This is a genomic window from Novosphingobium sp. PC22D, from assembly GCF_002556635.1.
GTDB lineage: Bacteria > Pseudomonadota > Alphaproteobacteria > Sphingomonadales > Sphingomonadaceae > Novosphingobium.
Window position 1 is genome coordinate 14,685 of sequence record NZ_MWMO01000022.1, and the last position, 17,711, is coordinate 32,395.

13 protein-coding genes and 1 pseudogene are annotated in these 17,711 nt (G+C 63.3%); 10 read left to right on the forward strand and 4 right to left on the reverse strand.

The genetic code is table 11. The features are described 5' to 3' along the window. The first annotated feature begins 255 nt into the window (after positions 1–255). The 4 genes and pseudogenes from B2G71_RS21435 (at position 256) to B2G71_RS24840 (ending at position 2,870) form a co-directional block, all read left to right on the forward strand. Positions 256–885 carry an SRPBCC family protein gene (locus tag B2G71_RS21435; RefSeq protein WP_240530275.1) on the forward strand — a complete coding sequence of 210 codons (630 nt, stop codon included), beginning with the start codon at positions 256–258 and terminating at the stop codon, positions 883–885. Next, positions 885–2,072 (forward strand): zinc-dependent alcohol dehydrogenase, encoded by a 1,188-nt coding sequence (locus B2G71_RS21440; protein WP_098108709.1) that lies wholly within the window; start codon positions 885–887, stop codon positions 2,070–2,072. Before B2G71_RS21435 ends, B2G71_RS21440 begins: the two co-directional genes overlap by 1 nt. Further along, positions 2,069–2,290 (forward strand): annotated as a pseudogene (locus tag B2G71_RS24835) (SDR family NAD(P)-dependent oxidoreductase); the annotation flags it as partial. The gene B2G71_RS21440 and the pseudogene B2G71_RS24835, both read left to right, overlap by 4 nt. Positions 2,291–2,405: 115 nt before the next feature. Then, on the forward strand, positions 2,406–2,870 hold the full coding sequence (locus tag B2G71_RS24840; protein ID WP_346426950.1) for an SDR family NAD(P)-dependent oxidoreductase: 465 nt from the start codon (positions 2,406–2,408) through the stop codon (positions 2,868–2,870). 137 nt (positions 2,871–3,007) lie between these two features. On the opposite strand, the gene B2G71_RS21450 is transcribed toward B2G71_RS24840, so the two are convergent. Further along, positions 3,008–3,538, reverse strand: a complete 531-nt coding sequence (locus B2G71_RS21450) for a hemerythrin domain-containing protein (protein WP_098108710.1) — start codon at positions 3,536–3,538, stop codon at positions 3,008–3,010. 317 nt (positions 3,539–3,855) lie between these two features. Between B2G71_RS21450 and B2G71_RS21455 the strand changes: the two genes are divergently transcribed. The 6 genes from B2G71_RS21455 to B2G71_RS21485 all read left to right on the forward strand — a co-directional run bounded on the left by B2G71_RS21455 (position 3,856) and on the right by B2G71_RS21485 (position 11,731). After that, complete coding sequence (locus tag B2G71_RS21455) at positions 3,856–6,138, forward strand: FdhF/YdeP family oxidoreductase (RefSeq protein WP_240530276.1); 2,283 nt, start codon at positions 3,856–3,858, stop codon at positions 6,136–6,138. Positions 6,139–6,149: 11 nt separating this feature from the next. Continuing rightward, on the forward strand, positions 6,150–6,341 hold the full coding sequence (locus tag B2G71_RS21460) for a hypothetical protein (protein WP_098108712.1): 192 nt from the start codon (positions 6,150–6,152) through the stop codon (positions 6,339–6,341). 135 nt (positions 6,342–6,476) lie between these two features. Then, complete coding sequence (locus B2G71_RS21465; RefSeq protein ID WP_098108713.1) at positions 6,477–7,160, forward strand: Crp/Fnr family transcriptional regulator; 684 nt, start codon at positions 6,477–6,479, stop codon at positions 7,158–7,160. 106 nt (positions 7,161–7,266) lie between these two features. Continuing rightward, a complete protein-coding gene (locus B2G71_RS21470; RefSeq protein ID WP_168176443.1) occupies positions 7,267–8,568 on the forward strand; it encodes a cation:proton antiporter in 1,302 nt (433 codons plus the stop codon). After that, positions 8,565–9,608, forward strand: coding sequence for an AI-2E family transporter (locus tag B2G71_RS21475; protein ID WP_098108715.1), 1,044 nt, complete (start codon positions 8,565–8,567; stop codon positions 9,606–9,608). Before B2G71_RS21470 ends, B2G71_RS21475 begins: the two co-directional genes overlap by 4 nt. A 656-nt stretch (positions 9,609–10,264) precedes the next feature. Continuing rightward, entirely contained in the window at positions 10,265–11,731 is a 1,467-nt protein-coding gene (locus B2G71_RS21485) for a mechanosensitive ion channel family protein (protein ID WP_240530277.1), read from the forward strand. 343 nt (positions 11,732–12,074) lie between these two features. Here the strand turns inward: B2G71_RS21485 and B2G71_RS21490 are convergent, their stop codons facing one another. Genes B2G71_RS21490 through B2G71_RS21500 form a run of 3 tightly spaced genes read right to left on the reverse strand, consistent with a single transcriptional unit; the run spans position 12,075 to position 17,528 of the window. Next, on the reverse strand, positions 12,075–13,418 hold the full coding sequence (locus tag B2G71_RS21490) for an efflux transporter outer membrane subunit (protein ID WP_098108717.1): 1,344 nt from the start codon (positions 13,416–13,418) through the stop codon (positions 12,075–12,077). After that, on the reverse strand, positions 13,415–16,522 hold the full coding sequence (locus tag B2G71_RS21495; RefSeq protein WP_240530278.1) for an efflux RND transporter permease subunit: 3,108 nt from the start codon (positions 16,520–16,522) through the stop codon (positions 13,415–13,417). Before B2G71_RS21495 ends, B2G71_RS21490 begins: the two co-directional genes overlap by 4 nt. Next, on the reverse strand, positions 16,515–17,528 hold the full coding sequence (locus tag B2G71_RS21500; RefSeq protein ID WP_240530279.1) for an efflux RND transporter periplasmic adaptor subunit: 1,014 nt from the start codon (positions 17,526–17,528) through the stop codon (positions 16,515–16,517). The genes B2G71_RS21495 and B2G71_RS21500 overlap by 8 nt, the downstream gene beginning before the upstream one ends. Between the last annotated feature and the right edge of the window lie 183 nt (positions 17,529–17,711).

Below are 17,711 nucleotides of genomic sequence, written 5' to 3' on the forward strand. Positions count from 1 at the left end.
GATTATAGACTGCGCCTCCAAAGTGGCGTGTTCGCGGCCTTTTCGATGCCAGCTCCGATCTTCAGGAACAATCGGTGGCGATCTCACGTTGGCTCGACGTGATTTGAACAGATCAACAGCCGAAAATGTCAGGCGCAAGCATGCCCATCTCGTTCGCCCATGCGGCGGGGGCCTGCATGATCGCGCCACAGTCTGGAGCAGATACCAATGTCGAAAGGCCATCAGCGAATTGCGAAAAGCTCGAGCAGAGCCGGCTTGACCGCGCTCATCATGGCTGCGGCGGGCGGCGCGTTCCTCGCCTCTCGAAAATCGGCGCGCGACACGACGGACGACGCGCCCGGTTCCGCAGCGCGGCGGGGATTTCGCGGCAACGACCTTGTCGGGAAATCGGTGACGATCGGCCGCCCGCGTCAGGAATTGTTCGACTACTGGATCGACTTCGAGAACCTTTGCTCGTTCATGGAAAACGTGATCAGCGTTCGCAAAGCAGGCGATCAGGGCGGCGCGGTCTGGACGATCATGGCACCCGGGGGCCGGACCGTCGACGTGAAGACGGAAATGGTCGCGGAGCGTCCCGGCGAACTGATTGGCTGGCGATCGACGCCCGATTCCGAGATCCGCACCGAAGGGCGCGTCACCTTCGAGGATGCGCCCGGCGAACGGGGAACCCGGGTCAGTCTGACCATGACGTACGACCCGCCGGGCGGTGATCTGGGAAAGGCTGTCGCGAAGCTCTTTCTGCGTGAGCCGGAAATACAGGCACGACACGATCTCAAGCGTTTCAAGATGCTGATGGAGACCGGCGAAGTCACCACGTCGGCGCGCCGCAAAAGCGAAACGCGCGCCGCCAAGCACCAGCAACACCAACAAACGGAGCCCGCCTGATGCGCGCCCTTGCCTATCACGGAAAACACGACGTCCGTGTCGATACTGTCGACGATCCCGAGATCGTCAATCCGCGCGATGCGATCATCAAGGTCACGTCCACCGCGATCTGCGGGTCCGACCTGCACCTCTACGACGGCGTTATCCCCGCCGTATTGGAGGGTGACATTCTCGGCCATGAATTCATGGGCGAAGTGGTCGAGACCGGACCCAAGTCGACGCTCGAGAAGGGACAGCGCGTCGTCGTCCCGTTCACGATAAGCTGCGGGCAGTGCTTCCATTGCCAGATCCAGCAGTATTCGTGCTGCGACAATTCCAACCCCGCCGAAAAGCAGGACATGTCCGCCACGCTGTACGGGCACTCGATGGCGGGCCTGTTCGGCTACTCGCACCTGACCGGCGGCTATTCGGGCGGACAGGCCGAATACGTGCGCGTACCCTATTCGGACATCGGCCCCATCGCCGTGCCGGATCATCTGGACGATGACCAGGTGCTTTTCCTGAGCGATATCCTCCCGACCGGATGGATGGCCGCGGAGAATGCGGACATCGGTCCGGATGACACGATCGCGGTATGGGGCTGCGGCCCGGTCGGCCTGTTCGCCGTGCAGTCCGCACTGGCCATGGGCGCGGCCGAAGTCATCGCGATCGACCACTACCCGCACCGCCTCGAACTGGCGCGCAAGCTCGGCGCCAAGACGATCAATTTCCGCGAGAGCAACGTGCGAGAGGCGCTCATGGAAATGTCGGGCGGAATCGGAGTCGATGCCGTGATCGATGCGGTGGGCATGGAATCGCACGGCTTCGCCATCGACAACATGCTCGACATCGCCAAGCAGACGATCGGCGTGGGTGCGGATCGCGCCAGTGTGCTCAAGCAGGCGATCCTTGCCGTGCGGCGCGGCGGCCGGGTCTCGATCCCCGGGGTCTATGGCGGAATGACCGACAAGTTCCCGCTGGGCGCACTCATGGAAAAGGGCCTGCAGGTCCGCGGCGGACAGACCCACGTCCAGAAGTACACCAAGGATCTTCTCGCGAAGATCGAGGATGGCACGCTCGACACGACTTTTCTCATCAGCCACCGCCTGCCGCTCGAAGACGCGGCCAAGGGCTACAAGAACTTCAAGGAGCAGCAGGACGTCTGGACCAAGGTCGTGCTCAAGCCGGGGATGGAGACGCAAGCATGAGCGGCCACGAGATCAATGCGCTGGACGGCTTCGTCATCGTTACCGGCGCCTCGAGCGGAATTGGCCTCGAACTGGCGAAACTGGCGGCCAAGGACGGTGTCTCCCTGCTGCTGGTCGCCGACCTCGACCTGGGCGAGGCGGAAGCAGCGACCCGGGCCGCGGGCGCCAAGTCGGTAGAAACCTTGACTTGCGATCTCGCGACGGCGGAAGGCGTCCAACAGGTCATGCACAAAATCGGGGGACGGGACGTCTCGGCGCTCATCGCGAACGCCGGCCACGGGCTGGGGGGGCGCCTTCCTCGACGAGGACTGGGCCGATGCCCGCCACGTCATCATGACGAACATCGTCGGCACCTGCCAGCTCGTTCATGGCGTGGGACGGCTCATGCGCGCGAAGAACCGCGGACGCATCCTCGTGACCGGATCCATCGCCGGCCATATCCCCGGAGCTTTCCAGCTCGTCTACAACTCGACCAAGGCCTTTATCGACGATTTCTGCGTTGGGCTTGCCAACGAGCTCAAGGACACGGGTGTGATCGTCACGTGCCTGCAGCCCGGCCCCACCGACACCGCGTTCTTCGAACGTGCGGGGCTCATGGATACGCAGGTTGGTCAGGATGACAGCAAGGCCGATCCGGCAAAGGTCGCACGAGACGGCTACACCGCACTGCTGAAGGGCGAGAACCAGATCGTCAGCGGTTTCATGAACAAGATCCAGGCCGCGTTCGCCGACATTCTGCCCGATGCCGTAATGGCGCAGATGCATCGCCGGATGGCGCAACCAGACGAGCGAAAGTGAGGTTCGAGCGACATTCTTTCGGCCGACCGTCGCAAGACGCTGGAAGCGGCCAAGGATGAATTGCGCGACTTGTTCGAAAAAAGAACGGTTGATTGCGATGAGGCGGGGGCGGCGACGGTGTCCGCCCCCAGCCGAGTTCACCGACAGTAACGCTTGAACTCCTCACGATACCGCTCGGCGAGCAACCCCTGCACTTCGACCGGTGCCGTCTGCACGACATCGGGAAACCATTCTTTCTCTTCCTGGTAGACGTGCTGCTCGACGGCGCCTTTCACGTGGTCGAGTTTCTCGCGCCAGTCGTCGCTCAACGGATCGAGTTGCTCGATGGCCGCCATCTCGACCTTTGCCGTGGACTGCTGTCCATAGGCCTCGGTCGCATGATGCTTGCCGCTATGTTCCGAAACCGCAGGATAGAGAACCGCCTCTTCCGCATTCGAGTGACCGGTCAGGATCAGCGCCAGGGCCTTGAACGCATCCTGCCGCGCCTCCGGTCCGGCCGCGTCCTGGGCCTTCGCGAAAGCAAGTTCGATCTGGCGGTGGTGCTCGAGAACATCGGCCAGCCATGCACACTGCGGTGCGAGCGCTTCCGCGTTGCGTCGCGCCTCGGCCCGGTCCTCATCGGATGCGAGCGGCATGATGGTCGAGGCAACCTTGTCCAGTATCGACATTTTCTATCTCTCCAACTGATTGAGCGCGATCTTTCGGGCGAATTCGTGCGGCCGCGCCTCGGTGAGCAGAAGGATCGATACTGTGCGAAGTGCGGCACGCTTCATTGGGTGATTTTCCTTTGATCCTTGGATCGACATGCCCACTCAAGCCACCGGGACCGAAAGGGGTTGCCGAAATTGATCGAAGTTATCGATCCGGAAGCATTCGGAACGATGCGCCGAGCGAAGGGCTTCCGGTTCAGTGGCGCGCAGCCCTCAATTCGCATGACCATCGGGTGCTCTCGGTTCGAGCCCCGAAAATGTCGGGAGGAAATCAGGTGGCGAAGAAAGAATCCGACGAGACAGTGCACTATGATGGTCCATCGGGAGGATGGGGATCTCTAAGAGGCATCTCGCGCATCTTCGGCAAGGAGTGGGACAGTCCGGCTGCGCTCGAAACGCTGCGGCGCCAGAACAAGCCGGGAGGTTTCATGTGCGTGTCGTGCGCATGGGCGAAGCCGGCAAAGCCCCACGCGTTCGAATTTTGCGAGAACGGCGCGAAGGCGACCTTGTGGGAGCAGACGTCCCACCGCTGCACGCCCGATTTCTTCGCGCGGCATACCGTCTCGGAATTGCGCGAATGGAAGGACCATGATCTCGAGCAGCAGGGCCGGCTGACCCATCCTTTGCGTTACGACCCCGACACGGACAGATACGTCGAGACGTCCTGGGAGGATGCATTCGCGGCCATTGGCCGCGAGCTTAAGGCGATCGATCCGAAATCCGCCATCTTCTACGCCTCGGGTCGGGCCAGCCTCGAGACATCCTACCTCTACGCGCTGTTCGCTCGCCTCTACGGACACAACAACCTGCCGGACAGCTCGAACATGTGCCACGAGACGACGTCCGTGGGCCTCAAAAAGGTTATCGGCTCGCCCGTCGGAACCTGCGTCCTGAGCGATTTCGACCAGTGCGACGCGATCTTCTTCTTCGGACAGAACACGGGCTCCAACAGCCCGCGTTTCCTGCATCCGCTGCAGCGCGCGGTCGAACGCGGATGCAAGATCGTCACCTTCAATCCCGTTCGCGAGAAAGGCCTGATCGAGTTCGTCAACCCGCAGGACCCGGCGCAGATGACCGTGGGCAAGCCGACTGAAATCTCTTGCCAGTACCATCAGGTTCGTCCCGGCGGCGACATCGCGGCGATCATGGGCATGTGCAAGCACGTGCTCGCCCGCGAAAATCGTCAGTGGGAGGAGCAGCGCCACCACCTGCTCGACGTGGACTTCCTCAAGCAGCACACGAAGGATTTCGAGAATTTCGTGCAGAGTGTCCGGACTGCCGGCTGGGAAGAAATCGAACGGGAATCGGGGCTGTCACGCGCCGACCTCGAAGCGGCCGCGGACGTCTATTGTGATGCGCGGGCCGTCATCGGCATATACGGCATGGGGGTGACGCAGCACGTCCACGGTTCGCAGACGATCGGCATGCTCGTGAACCTGCTGCTCATGCGCGGCAACATCGGGCGCGAAGGTGCCGGCATTTCGCCGGTGCGCGGGCATTCGAACGTGCAGGGCCAGCGCACGGTGGGGATCTCGGAGAAGCCTGAACTGGTCCCGCTCGACCATCTGGCCGAGCAGTTCGGCTTCGATCCGCCGCGCGACAAGGGGATGAACACGGTCGAGGCCTGCGAAGGCATTCTCGATGGCACGGTTCAGGCTTTCGTCGGGCTCGGCGGCAATTTCGTGCGCGCCATTCCCGAGCGCGAGAAAATGGAGCGTGCATGGACCGGCATGCGCCTCACCGTCCAGATCGCGACCAAGCTCAATCGCAGCCATCTGATCAACGGCAAGGTCGCCTACCTTCTGCCATGCCTCGGCCGCTCGGAAGAGGACATGCAGGAAAGCGGCCCACAGGCGGTAACCATGGAGGACTCGCTTTCATGCATCCACGGCTCGCTGGGCAAGCGCAAGCCGGCGAGCGAGCACTTGCTGTCCGAACTGGCGATCGTTGCCGGCATGGCAAAAGCGACGCTTCCCCAAAACCCCAAGGTTCGATGGGACGAATGGATCGGCGACTACGCCAAGGTCCGTGACCTGATCGAGCAGACCTATCCCGATCGCTTTTCAGACTTCAACGCGCGCGTGTTCACGCCCGGAGGGTTCTATCGCGGCAACAAGGCGCGCGACCGGATTTGGTCGACCGAAAGCGGAAAAGCCGAATTCACCATACCCGAAAAGCTCAACGCCGTTGGCGCGGAGGATGCGGTCGGCCGCTACCGTCTCATCACGATGCGCTCGAACGACCAGTTCAACACCACGATATATGGAAATTCCGACCGGATGCGCGGGATCGAGGGCACGCGCGACGTCCTGCTCATGAGCCCTGCCGAGATCGCGGCGGCGGGCCTGCGCGAAGGCCAGGTCGTCTCGCTGGTGAGCGACGCGGAGGACGGCGAGCACCGCCAGGTCGACGGCTTGACGGTCACCCCGTTCGACCTGCCTCGGGGGTGCGTGGGAGCCTACTACCCGGAAATGAACCCGCTCATCCCGCTTTGGTACCATGACCAGCTTTCGAAGACCCCGGCCGCCAAAGCGGTGCCCGTCCGCATCCTCGCCTGAAAGGAACAACCATGGAAATTATCTGGGCGTTCGTTGTCGTCGCCGGTCCGGTCCTTCTGGCCGCGGCCTTGATCTATGGCACGGTGCAATACCTTCGCAGAGACCGGCGCCTCGATCCGGTTTCTGAGGAAAGCGCCAGGAGAGTCAGGGAAGACATCGCGCGCGAAGAAGACCGTGCCGCGCGGCAAGACAAGTTGTCCTGAAAAGCACCCGCGAGAGCATCGGCACCGGCCTGAATGCACGTCGGCTGGAGCGACATGTTAACCCAGGTTATTGTCACGGCAGTGCGGTCTGGCAGCCTGACGGACGCCCGGGGTGGGAACTGACCGGGAGATTCTATGCTTGCCACCGTCGGGCACACCTCATGCCAAGCCGCGACCTTGCGCGAGCTTGCCTTGCGCCACACGACCCGGACCTATCATCGAGGAGAAACCATCCGCGCCGAAGGACAGCGATCCGAAAGCATCTATATCGTGCTGGATGGTTGGGCGGAACAGCATGCGCAGCTCCGCGATGGGCGAAGCCAGGTGCTGGCGGTCTATCTTCCCGGGCAAATGTGCAGCGCCGACAGTTTTGGCGAAGAACGTCTCGACGGCACACTGTCCGCCCTGACACGGCTCCGCCTCGGCGAGATCGAGCGCGACCGCTTCAGCGCATACATCTCCTTGTACCATGACGCCGCTTTCGAACTCGCCGCGTCGCAGCGACTCCAGTCGGCGATCCAGCGACGATGGCTCATGTGCCTTGGCCAGCGCTCTGCGCTCGAGCGCATCGCGCATCTCATGTGCGAACTTTTTGTGCGACAAAGAGTATCGGGGCAGGCACGCGAATGGTCCTGTCCGTTTCCGCTGACACAGCAACAGATTGCCAAAATATGCGGATTGACCCAGGTGCACACCAACCGCGTCATCCAGGAGTTGCGCCGGCGCGATCTCGCGGTGATCACCCGCAAGCAGCTCCGGCTTATCGATTTCGAGGCGCTTTCAGCCACTGCCCTGTTCGATCCGAGCTATTTGCAGTGAGACGCGGTTACGCGGATGCCGTCGTGCTCGCTGATCGCAAAGCCGGGCTTGAATGCGCTCCCCTGCCCGCCCGCGCCAAACCGTGTCGCGACAGGGAGGCGCAAATGTGAATCTCGCGCCACTCCTTCTCGGTATCGGCGTCCTGACCCTTTGCGTTGCCTGGCTGCCTCAACTGCTCGATCGCGTACCGTTGACGCTTCCCCTGTTCTGCGTGGGGCTGGGTGCGGGGCTTGAGTTCACGGGCGTTCTGGCCATTGAGTTCGAGACACTGTTCGCCGGATCGGACTTCGAGCTGCTGACCGACCTCGCGCTGATCGTGGCGCTGCTTGGTGCCGGCCTCAAGATCGACCGGCCGCTCGGGTGGCGCCGCTGGAATACGCCCTGGCGGCTGATCGGCATCGGCATGCCGGTGATGGCGCTGTGCGTCGGACTGGCGGGCATCTGGCAAGGTTATCCCGTCGCGATCGCCTTGTTTCTCGCAGGCGCCTTGAGCCCGACCGATCCGGTCCTCGCATCTACCGTCGCGGTCGGTCCCCCCGGTTCGGGTGAGGAAGGCGAGGTGCGCTTCGGCCTTTCCGGCGAAGCAGGGATTAACGATGGTCTCGCCTTCCCGATAGTCCTTGCCGGCCTGACCCTGGCGAGCGGAGACGCACTGGATGGCGGCTGGATCGGCGCGAACCTCATTCTGCGCGTTGCACTTTCGATCGCGCTCGGTTGGGGCATCGGCCGTTTGCTTGGATGGCTGACATTCGGCGTAAGCCATTTTCCTCTCACCGGAGCCGCCAGCGGATTGGTGGCACTGGGTGTCGCGCTGTCGGCCTATGCCGCAACCGAACTGGCTTCGGGCTACGGCTTCATCGCCGTTTTCATGACCGCACTCGCGCTTCGCGAATCCTGCCCCAGCGATCCCTTTCACAAGTCGATGACCGACTTCATCGAGCAGATCGAGCGGATTGCCATCATGTTCGTGCTGATTGCCTTTGGCGCCATCGTCGCCAGCGGCGAGTTCAGCATGCTCGGCTGGCAGGATGCTGCCCTTGCCGCCGCTCTCCTCTTCGTTGCGCGGCCGGCTTCGGTGCTATTGGCCATGATCGGATCGCCGCTGCCGATGCGGGGCCGTCTGGTTCTGGCCTTCTTCGGCATCCGCGGGGTCGCCACCCTTTACTACCTCGCCTTCGCTTCCGACGTGCTGATCCCGCAGTTCGAGAATGCGCATGCGCTGGCGACGCTGATGGTCTTCATGTCCCTCGTGGTGCACGGCCTCGCGGCCCGGCCGCTGATGTCCTGGCTGGACCACGTGCGCGAGGCATCGCTTAAGAATGGCGAGCATCCCGATCTCATCGCCCTTTCCGAAGGCACCTTCGCGAACCGCGAGGAACAGAACTTGCGCAAGGAGGTGTCCGAATGACCCCGAAGACTGGCCGGTCCGAGTTCATCGCGCGGCTGCTTATCGCGGCTCTGGCCGTGGTCCTGATTTGGGTGGCCTGGTCCCTGAGAAGCCTGCTCATCATCGTGATGGGGGCTATCGTTCTTGCCGTCCTGCTGCGTAGCATCGCCGACCCCGTCAGTCGCCGCACCGGTTTGGGGACCAAGTCATCCACCGCGATCGCCGTCCTTCTGACTCTTCTTCTTGCGGGGGCCAGTGCATGGTTGTTCGGCACGCAGGTCGCAGCCCAGTTTGGGCAGATCGCGGCGATCATGCCGCATTCGTGGGACGAGTTGCGCGAGCAGGCGGAGCGCATTCCGTTCGCGACTTCGGTTCTCGATTCGCTCACGCAGAGTGAGGACCTCTCGACGCGGCTGGCCTGGCTGATGCGCATGGCAGGCGACGCGGTGACCGCCTTTTTCCTCATCTGTTTCGGGTCGATCTTTCTGGCAGCGCAGCCTCGTCTCTATCGCGACGGCGTCCTTCAACTGGTGCCGCCGGGGCGGCGATCGCTTGCCGGTCACGCGATCGACGATGCCGGCCGGGCGCTGCGGCTATGGTTGCTGGGTCAGCTGATGTCGATGATGGCGGTGGGCCTGCTTACGGGTATCGGCCTCTGGCTGGCGGGGGTTCCCTCGCCCGTCGCGCTCGGGCTGATCGCGGGACTGACCGAAGGCATTCCCTACCTGGGCCCCATCCTGGGCTCGTTCCCCGGCCTGCTCGTCGCGTTCACGCAGAGCCCGATGACCGCGCTTTGGGCGCTCGTCGTCTACGTGGCGGTCCAGCAGATCGAGGGTAACACGCTGGTGCCGCTGATCCACCGCAAGATGGTGTCGCTGCCCCCGGCCTTGACGCTGTTCTGGATCATGGCGGCGGGATTGCTTTTTGGGGTCCTTGGCCTGGTCTTCGCCACGCCGATCCTGGTTGTGGCCTATGTCCTGGTAAAACGCCTCTACATTCGCGAGGCGCTTGACACGCAGACCAGCATTCCAGGCGAAGACCGCGAACCCACCCAGTCGTAACCTGATACGCAGCCCCGTGCCAGGCCATCAGCGTACGGATACGACCATGGACGGTACCCGCAACGAACTCGACCGGGTCGAAAGCGAATTGGTCCCATAGCCACAGGCAACGATATCAATATCGGGGCTGGCGACGAGATCGGCATAAATCGCGCGAGTCCTCTCCTGGTCTCCGGCATCGTCGTGGAGTTCCAGCCGGACTTCCCGACCAAGCAGGCCGCCCCCGCGGTTGACGTTTTCCAGCCAGATTTCGTGGGCGATCCGGGCCGATCCCGTGTTTTCGGCTCGGGACCGTAGCCGATCCTCTCGGCGCAAATGAACGTGACATCGGTCATTCCGATGAAGCCGAGAAGCGTCGTCAGATACGGCTCCCGGAAATCCATGCCCTTGGTCGGGCCTTCGGTATAAAGTCCTCCCCGGCTCTGGATGACGATGACGCGCTTTCCCTTGATCAGCCCTTCGAGGCCGTTCTCCCCGTATGCGAACGTCACCCGGGGGCGCAGGACGTGATCGAACCAACGCCGGTCGTGGCGGCCGCTGCGATGTTCTCCTGCGTTCCTTTCACTTCGAGAACCGCTTTCCTCGCCCACCGCGCCGCTTCAAAGGGAGGTCTCACTCGGCTAGCCTTGCTTCCAGGCAATGGCGGAGGTGAGCACATGTCGGATTCGCCGAAGAGCTGGACTCCGGCTTTCACCGAGTTGCAGTCTCGGCGCCGACGGATCGGCGGCCGCGCGATCCGCAGCGTCGCACTCATGCTTGCCGGGCTAGCGCTTTACCCGGCGCCCGGCCAAGCCCAGCTCGGCGAGGTCCTATCCTCGCCGACGGCAAGTCCGAGTGCGTCGGCGAAGTCCGAACAGGCCATCGCCGACACGCAGAACACAGGCGCTGATGCGCGCATCGCCCGGCGCATCCGGGGAATATTCGACGAGCTGCCCGCATATTCCCAAGTCAACGTCGCGGTCCGGCAGGGAGTCGTCGTGCTGAGCGGAACGGTGCCGGAGCAGACCGACATCGCGCGCGCGGAGGCGATCGCTAGTCGCGTCTCGGGCGTGGTGACGGTCGACAACGGGCTGCGCCGCGACGTGTCGGTGGCAGCAGGTGCGGGCGTGCTCGGTTCGCTGAGCGAGCAGTTGCGCGACTTCGTGGCCCTGCTGCCGCTCATTGGCGTGGCGCTAGGCGTGGCGTTCGTCATCGCGCTGCTCGGCTACGCGATCGCCGGCTTCACCCGACTGTGGCACCGCCTCGCGCCGAACAGCTTCCTGGCCGAGTTGATCGCAAGTGCCATCCGCTTCGTCTTCGTGCTGGCGGGCCTGATGGTCGCTCTCAAAATGGTGGGCGCGGGCACGCTGATCGGCGCCGTACTCGGCGGTGCGGGGCTCGTCGGCCTGACGCTCGGCTTCGCGCTACGCGACACGATCGAGAACTATGTCGCCTCGCTGATGCTCAGCCTGCGCCAGCCGTTCCGCCCCAACGACCATGTCGTGATAGATAGCTACGAGGGCCGGGTGATCCGCCTCACCAGTCGAGCCACGATCATGATGACTCTCGATGGCAACCATCTGCGCATTCCCAACTCGATGGTCTTCAAGGCCGTGATACTCAACTACACCCGCAATCCGCAGCGCCGGTTCGAGTTCGATCTGGGCGTCGATGCTGATGACGACACGCTGGCGGCGCGCAAGCTGGGACGCGAGACTCTGGCCGGCCTGCCTTTCATCCTCTCGGATCCACGGCCCGAGGGGCGCGTGGTCGAGGTGGGCGATTCGAACGTCGTCATCCGTTTCCTGGGCTGGATCGACCAGCGCGATAGCGACTGGTTCAAGACGCAGAGCCTTGCCATCGTCGCGGTGAAGGCCGCGTTGGAAGGCGCAGGATTCGGTTTGCCCGAGCCGATCTACCGGCTCCGCTTCGACCCGCGTTCCGCGAAGCTTCCGCTGGAGGGCTACGCGCCGGACAAGGACGGGCCCATGCCCGGACGCGCCGCGAAGCCGGTCCAGCCGATCGAAGCGGCATTAGAGGACATCCGGCCTGCCGATGAGATCAAGGACATGGTCGATGCCGAGCGTGCCGCCGGCGGCAAGGGCAAGGCCGACTTGCTCGACGACGGCAGGCCGATCGAATGAAATCGGACGATCTCCGGGCCGCAGATGAACCCGGATGATCCCATAGCCGAACACGTCGGCCACGGCGGCGGTCGTAAAGACTGCCGCGATGCCTCAAGGTAATTGCGAGGGGCGTCGAGCCAATCCAAATCCTCTCGACGCTCCCGGTCATCTTAAATCCATAATCGTCAATGGTGCTCGAGCGAAGGCGATCCGCTCGACATGACCGGTATGCGCATCAGCCTCTTCGCCGGAGCGACAAAGCCGATGCAAATCCGAGCCAAAGCCGCGGCTGCCTGCTGTCTTTGCTTCACGGGATCGCAAATGCATCGGCTGTCAGGACAGGCATGGCGCCCGCCAAGGCTCAATCGGAGCCTATTGCTGCATGGAAAGCTATGTAAGAGCTAGCCAGCGCCGCTTCGCTGTCGATGAGTGACTGCCTGCTTGCTATCAATTGCCGCTGGGCATCGAGCACATCGAAGAGCGAGGCAAGTCCTTCCCGGTAAAGTGCGTTCGACTGCGAAAACGCGGTTTCGCTCTGTTCGATGGCTTCGGTCAGGTCCACGTTGCGCTGACGATAAGCGCTGATCGCGACCAGCGCATTCTCCACTTCTCCCAACGCCCGCAGGAATGTCGCGCGGTATTCGGCCAAACGAGCCTGTGATTTGAATTCTGCAGCTTCAACTTCGGCACGCCTTCGACCGCCGTCGAAAACAGGAAGGTCGATCGCCGCGCGCAGCGTGAACAGGAAATCGCTGAATATTCCGCTCAACGAGCCGTCTCCGACACCTATCGAGCCGGGAATGGTCAGCGACGGACGCAGGTCGGCCTGCTCGATCCCGATGTCCGCGGCTCCTCGAGCAAGTCTGGCTTCCGCAGCAAGAATGTCGGTCCGGCGGCGCAGCAAGTCGGCCGGAACGCCGGCCGCTGGTCCCAGTCCGTAGTCGGGTATCTCATTCGCACCCGACGCAGAGACCGAAAATGGCCCGGGTGGCTCGGCAAGCAGGATGGCCAGGGCGTTCTCTGCTTCTGTCCGGGAAATTGCGATAAGTCCGCGCCGTGCGCGGGTCTGGGCAAGGTCTGCAGCGGCGCGTCTTACATCGAGATTGGCGGCCAGCCCGGCTTCGAACCGCAGCGTGACGATCTGCAGCGTCTGCTCTTGCAGTTCCGTCGATTGCTCCAGCAATTCGAGCTGCGCGCCGGTGCGGCGGTACTCGATATACTGGCTGGCAATGGCTGCCGCCACGATGCGCTGCTGATCCGCGAGCAAGTATTCCTGTTCCGCATAATCGGCCGCCGCGGCACGGACTTCCGCGACCAGCCTCCCGTTGATATCGGGATTGAACAGGCCGAAGAGCCCGGCTGTCGCGGTCGTCTCGCTGTTGTTGGCCAGCGATACGCCGGCTTCAGCGGCGCCGTCGATCGACGGCAAGCGGTCGGCTCGTTCGGCGCGAAGCAACGCCGCCGCCGCTGCCAACCGATCGACAGAGCCGTCGATGTCGAGATTTGCCGCAAGCCCCCTCATCACGAGAGTGTCGAGAACGGGGTCGTCGAACCCCAGCCACCAGTTTCGATTGACACCTGGACGCGGCAAGTCGCCTGCGTAGGCCCGCGGGAGAGCGACCTCAGGAGCAATCGCAACCGGTTCGATGCTGGCGCAGGCAGAAAGGAGGATGGCGCCCGCGAGCGACGCGCACAGTTTCTTCATGCGGGCGCCGTGGTCATGTCTTCGTCGACGTCTTCGATCTCTTCGCGTAGCCGCTCGAGATCGACGCTGCGCGGCTTGCCGAAGCGCGCTACAGCCAGATAGATGACCGGCGTCAGGAACAGCGTGAAGATGCCTGCGATACCGAGTCCGCCGAAGATCACCCAGCCGATCGACTGGCGTGCTTCCGAACCCGCCCCGCTTGCCAGGATCAAGGGAACCGCGCCCAGCACGGTCGAGATCAGCGTCATCGCGATCGGTCGCAGGCGAATCGCGGCGGCCTCCTCCACCGCCTCGCGCACGCTGCGTCCCTGATGACGCAACTGGTCCGCGAATTCGACGATCAGGATGCCGTTCTTCGCCATCAGGCCGATCAGCATCACCAGTCCGATCTGCGAGTATATGTTGAGCGATACGCCCGAGAGGAAAAGCGCGAAGATCGCTGCTGCCAGCGCGAAGGGGACCGTCAGCAGCACCACCAGAGCGCTCGTGATGCTTTCGAACTGAGCGATCAGCACGAGAAAGACGATGACCAGCGCGAAGGCGTAGGTCAGCAGGAGATCGTTGGACGTTTCCTGCAGGCTTTCTGCATCGCCTTGGAGCAGCATATCGATGCCGGGGCCGACCGCCCCGGATGACAGGCGTTCGATCTCGTCCACCGCGTCGCGTAGCGGCGTTCCGGCCTCGATATTTGCGCTGACCTCGATCGCCCGGCGCTGCTCGGTACGATCGAGCTGGGCCGCGATTCCCTGTTCCTCGATGGTCGTGACGCTCGAAAGCGGAATGAGCGATTCCCGATTTCCAAGCCTGCCCCGAACGTACAGGTTCCGCAGGTCGGATGGGTCGGTCACTGTCACGGCCTGCGCGGTAAGGAAAATAGGCACCGCCTGGTCGCCGACATTGAGGTCGACCAGATCGTCGCCGCCGACCATGGCTCGCAGCGTCTGCGCCAAGTCGTCGAGGTCGATACCCAGATCGGCGGCGCGCTGGCGGTCGATCCGGATCGAGAGCTGCGGCTGGGTAGGCTGGTACGATATCTCGGCATTCGACAGTATGCTCGACCGCGTATCGATAGCGGTGGCCAGCGCTTGCGCGGATTCGTAGATCGTATCGTATTCCGCTCCGGTCAGGGCAACTTCGATGCCTTCTCCCCCGCCTCCGAAACTCAAGGTTCCGCGCCCCCGCGCAACGGTCCGCGAGCCTGGAATTTCCTGCAGCGGCTCGTTCAGTTCCTCGACAATCTGGGTCTGCGTACGATCGCGATCGCCCCAGTCGGATAGTTGTGCCGTTACCCGCACGCGGTTCGGGTCGTAGCGCCCGACGATGGAGAAGGTGCTCTCGATGACTCCATCGTCGAGATAGGGCTGGAGCACGCGTTCGACCTCGTCGAGTTCACCATCCATGAAGTCGATGCCCACGCCGTCCGGTCCGGTCGCGTCGACGATGATGACACCGCGATCCTCGTCCGGCACCAGTTCGCTGTCGAGCCCGGCATAGAGCAACCCTGCGGCGGCGGCGCAGGTGATCGACAACACGCCGACAAGCTTCGGTCGGTCCAGGCAGCGGGTCAGCGCGCGCCCGTACCACCTATTGGCCTCTTCGCCCCAGCGCGACAGGCGACCGGGTGCATCGTCATCGCCCGTCAGGTCAAAGCGCGCCGCGAGTGCGGGGACGAGAGAGAGCGCAACGAAACTGGATATGATCACCGCGACCGCGAGAACGAAACCGAACTCGCGGAACAGCCTCCCCGCCTCGGACGGAAGGAAACTGATCGGCACGAAGACCGACACCAGCACGGCCGTTGTCGCCACCACCGCGAAGAACACCTGACGGGTGCCCAGGACGGCAGCCGCGCGTTGCCCTAACCCCTTGTTCTGGAGACGTTGCGCGTTTTCCAGGACGACGATGGCGTCGTCGACGATGAGGCCGGTTGCGAGGACCAAGGCCAGCAGCGTCAGGAGGTTGATCGAAAAGCCCATCAACCAGATGCCCGCAATAACTCCGACCAGAGCGACCGGGATGGTAGCACTCGGCACCACGGTCGGTCGCCACGCGCGGAAGAAAAGCAGCATGGTCCCGATGACGACGGCAATGGTGAAGCCGAGCGTAATCAGCACTTCGCGAACCGAGATACGGATGAAATCCGCATCGTCCGAGACCACCTCGACGGACAAGCCATCGAAACGCTCGTTCAGCCGGTCGACGCCGTCGCGGATGCTGCTCGAAATCTCGATGGTGTTCGAATTGGCCTGTCGCACCACACCCAGCCCGACAATCGGTTGCCCGTCGAGCCGCACGAAATTAACGGCATTGGCGGGCGCGAAATCGGCTTGCGCCACATCGCCGATGCGTGTCGTGCCGGATACGACCACATTCTCTATCCGGGTGGGGTCAGTCGCGCTGGCCTCGGCCCTGACGACCAATTCCTGCGCATCGGAGCGAAACGAGCCGACCGGGACATCGTACGGTGCGCCTTCTAGAGCTTGCGCCACGTCGGTGAGGGTCAAGCCGAAGCGATTGAGCCGCGCCGGGTCGACAGAGACCTGCATCTGCCGCGCTCGTGTCCCGAATTGCTCGATGCTGGCGACGCCTTCCGCCGTCAGCAATTCCGGCACGATGTCGTTTTCGACGATCCGTGTCAGTTCGGCTTGGTCGTGGCGCGTGGAAAGAACCGCCAGTGTCATTATCGGCTGCGCGTCCTGGTCGGCCTTCACGACCGTCACCTGCTCGACGCGCTCGGGCAATTCTCGCGTCACCCGGCTGACGGCTTCCCGCACATCCGACGCCGCCGTATCGAGATCGATGCCCGGATTGAATTCGACACGGATACGGGAGTTGTTCTCCTCACTCGACGATCGGATCTGCCGAATACCGGAGACACGCGCTACCGCGTCTTCCAGCAGGCTCGTCACCTCGGCATCCATCGTCTCGGGAGCAGCACCTGGTAGGCTGGCGGTAACCGATACGATGGGCCGGTCCACATTGGGGAGCTCGCGAACCTCGACACCCAGAAGCGCGGCGATTCCCGCAATAACGATCAGCAGGTTCAGCACGCCGATCAGCAGCGGCCGCTTGACCGCCAGCATGGGCAGATCGGACTTATTCATCATCGGTCGATGACGCGCTCGGCGCGGCGCTGGCCTCCTGGTTGCGCAACCGGACCTGTTGCCGGTCGGGCCCGCCACCACGAACAAGCCGGATCTCCTGCCCGTCGCGAACCTTCTGGACTCCCTCTACGATGACGCGGTCGCTGCGCCGCAGGGCTCCGTCGACGAACACCGATCCCTCTCTTCGCGAGGTGATCGTCACTGGTACGCGTACCGCCCTGCTCTCGCGGATGACGAAAAGATGCGAACCTTCGCCGCCCCAGACGATCGCTTCCTCGGGCACCACCGGTCGCGCCTCTCCCGCGCGAGTGAATACGACACGGAAGCTCATGCCGGGGCGCAAGCGGTCATCCTTGTTGGGTATGGCAGTCCGGACGATGAAATCGCGGCTCTCCTGCGAGATGCGACTGTCCGTCGTCACAACGCGCGCATCTATCGTTCGCGACGGATCGGAAAAGGGCGTCACCTGCACGACCTGACCGGGGCGCAGCGCATTGAACACCGCTTCGGGAGCGGGAAAGTCGACAAAGAGCGTTCCGCGCTGGTCGAGCTGCGTGATCGGCGTCTGGTCGTTGACCCTGTCGCCCGTATCGATCTCCGTCAGGCCGACATGACCGGAAAAAGGCGCGCGAACCGTGCGATCGGCCAACGCGGTCTGAGCTTGCTCGAGAGCAACGCGGGCGGAAGCGAGGGCGGTCTCGCCCGCCTCGATCTGGCTTTCCGACAGCGCCCCGGTGTCTTCGATCCGACGGTACCGACCGAGGAGCTGGTCGGCCTCGCGAACCTGCACCCGGGCAGCCTCGACCGCGAGCCGTTCCTCCCGGGCATCAAGCCGGATGAGGGGCTGTCCGTTCCGGACGAAGTCGCCTGCCGCAAACAGCACGCTCGTCACTCGACCATCGGTTTCGGCGTAGATTTCCGCCGACGTTGAAGCGCGCGCTGATCCGATCGCTTCCACTTTCAGCTCTTCGGGAAGTACGCGAATGTCCTGCGCCACGACAGGCACCGGATCACGCTTAGGCTCGCGCCCTTCCTGACCGCAAGCTGTCGTGAGGAGCAGAAGAACAGCTGCGGAAACTCGCAAACGCATCGCAATCACAAGGACGGCGTAGCGAATAGTTCCTGCAGGAGAAAGTGGCGATGAGGGAATCCGACACGCGAGTCGGCGGCAAGCGCGACCGAGCGCGTC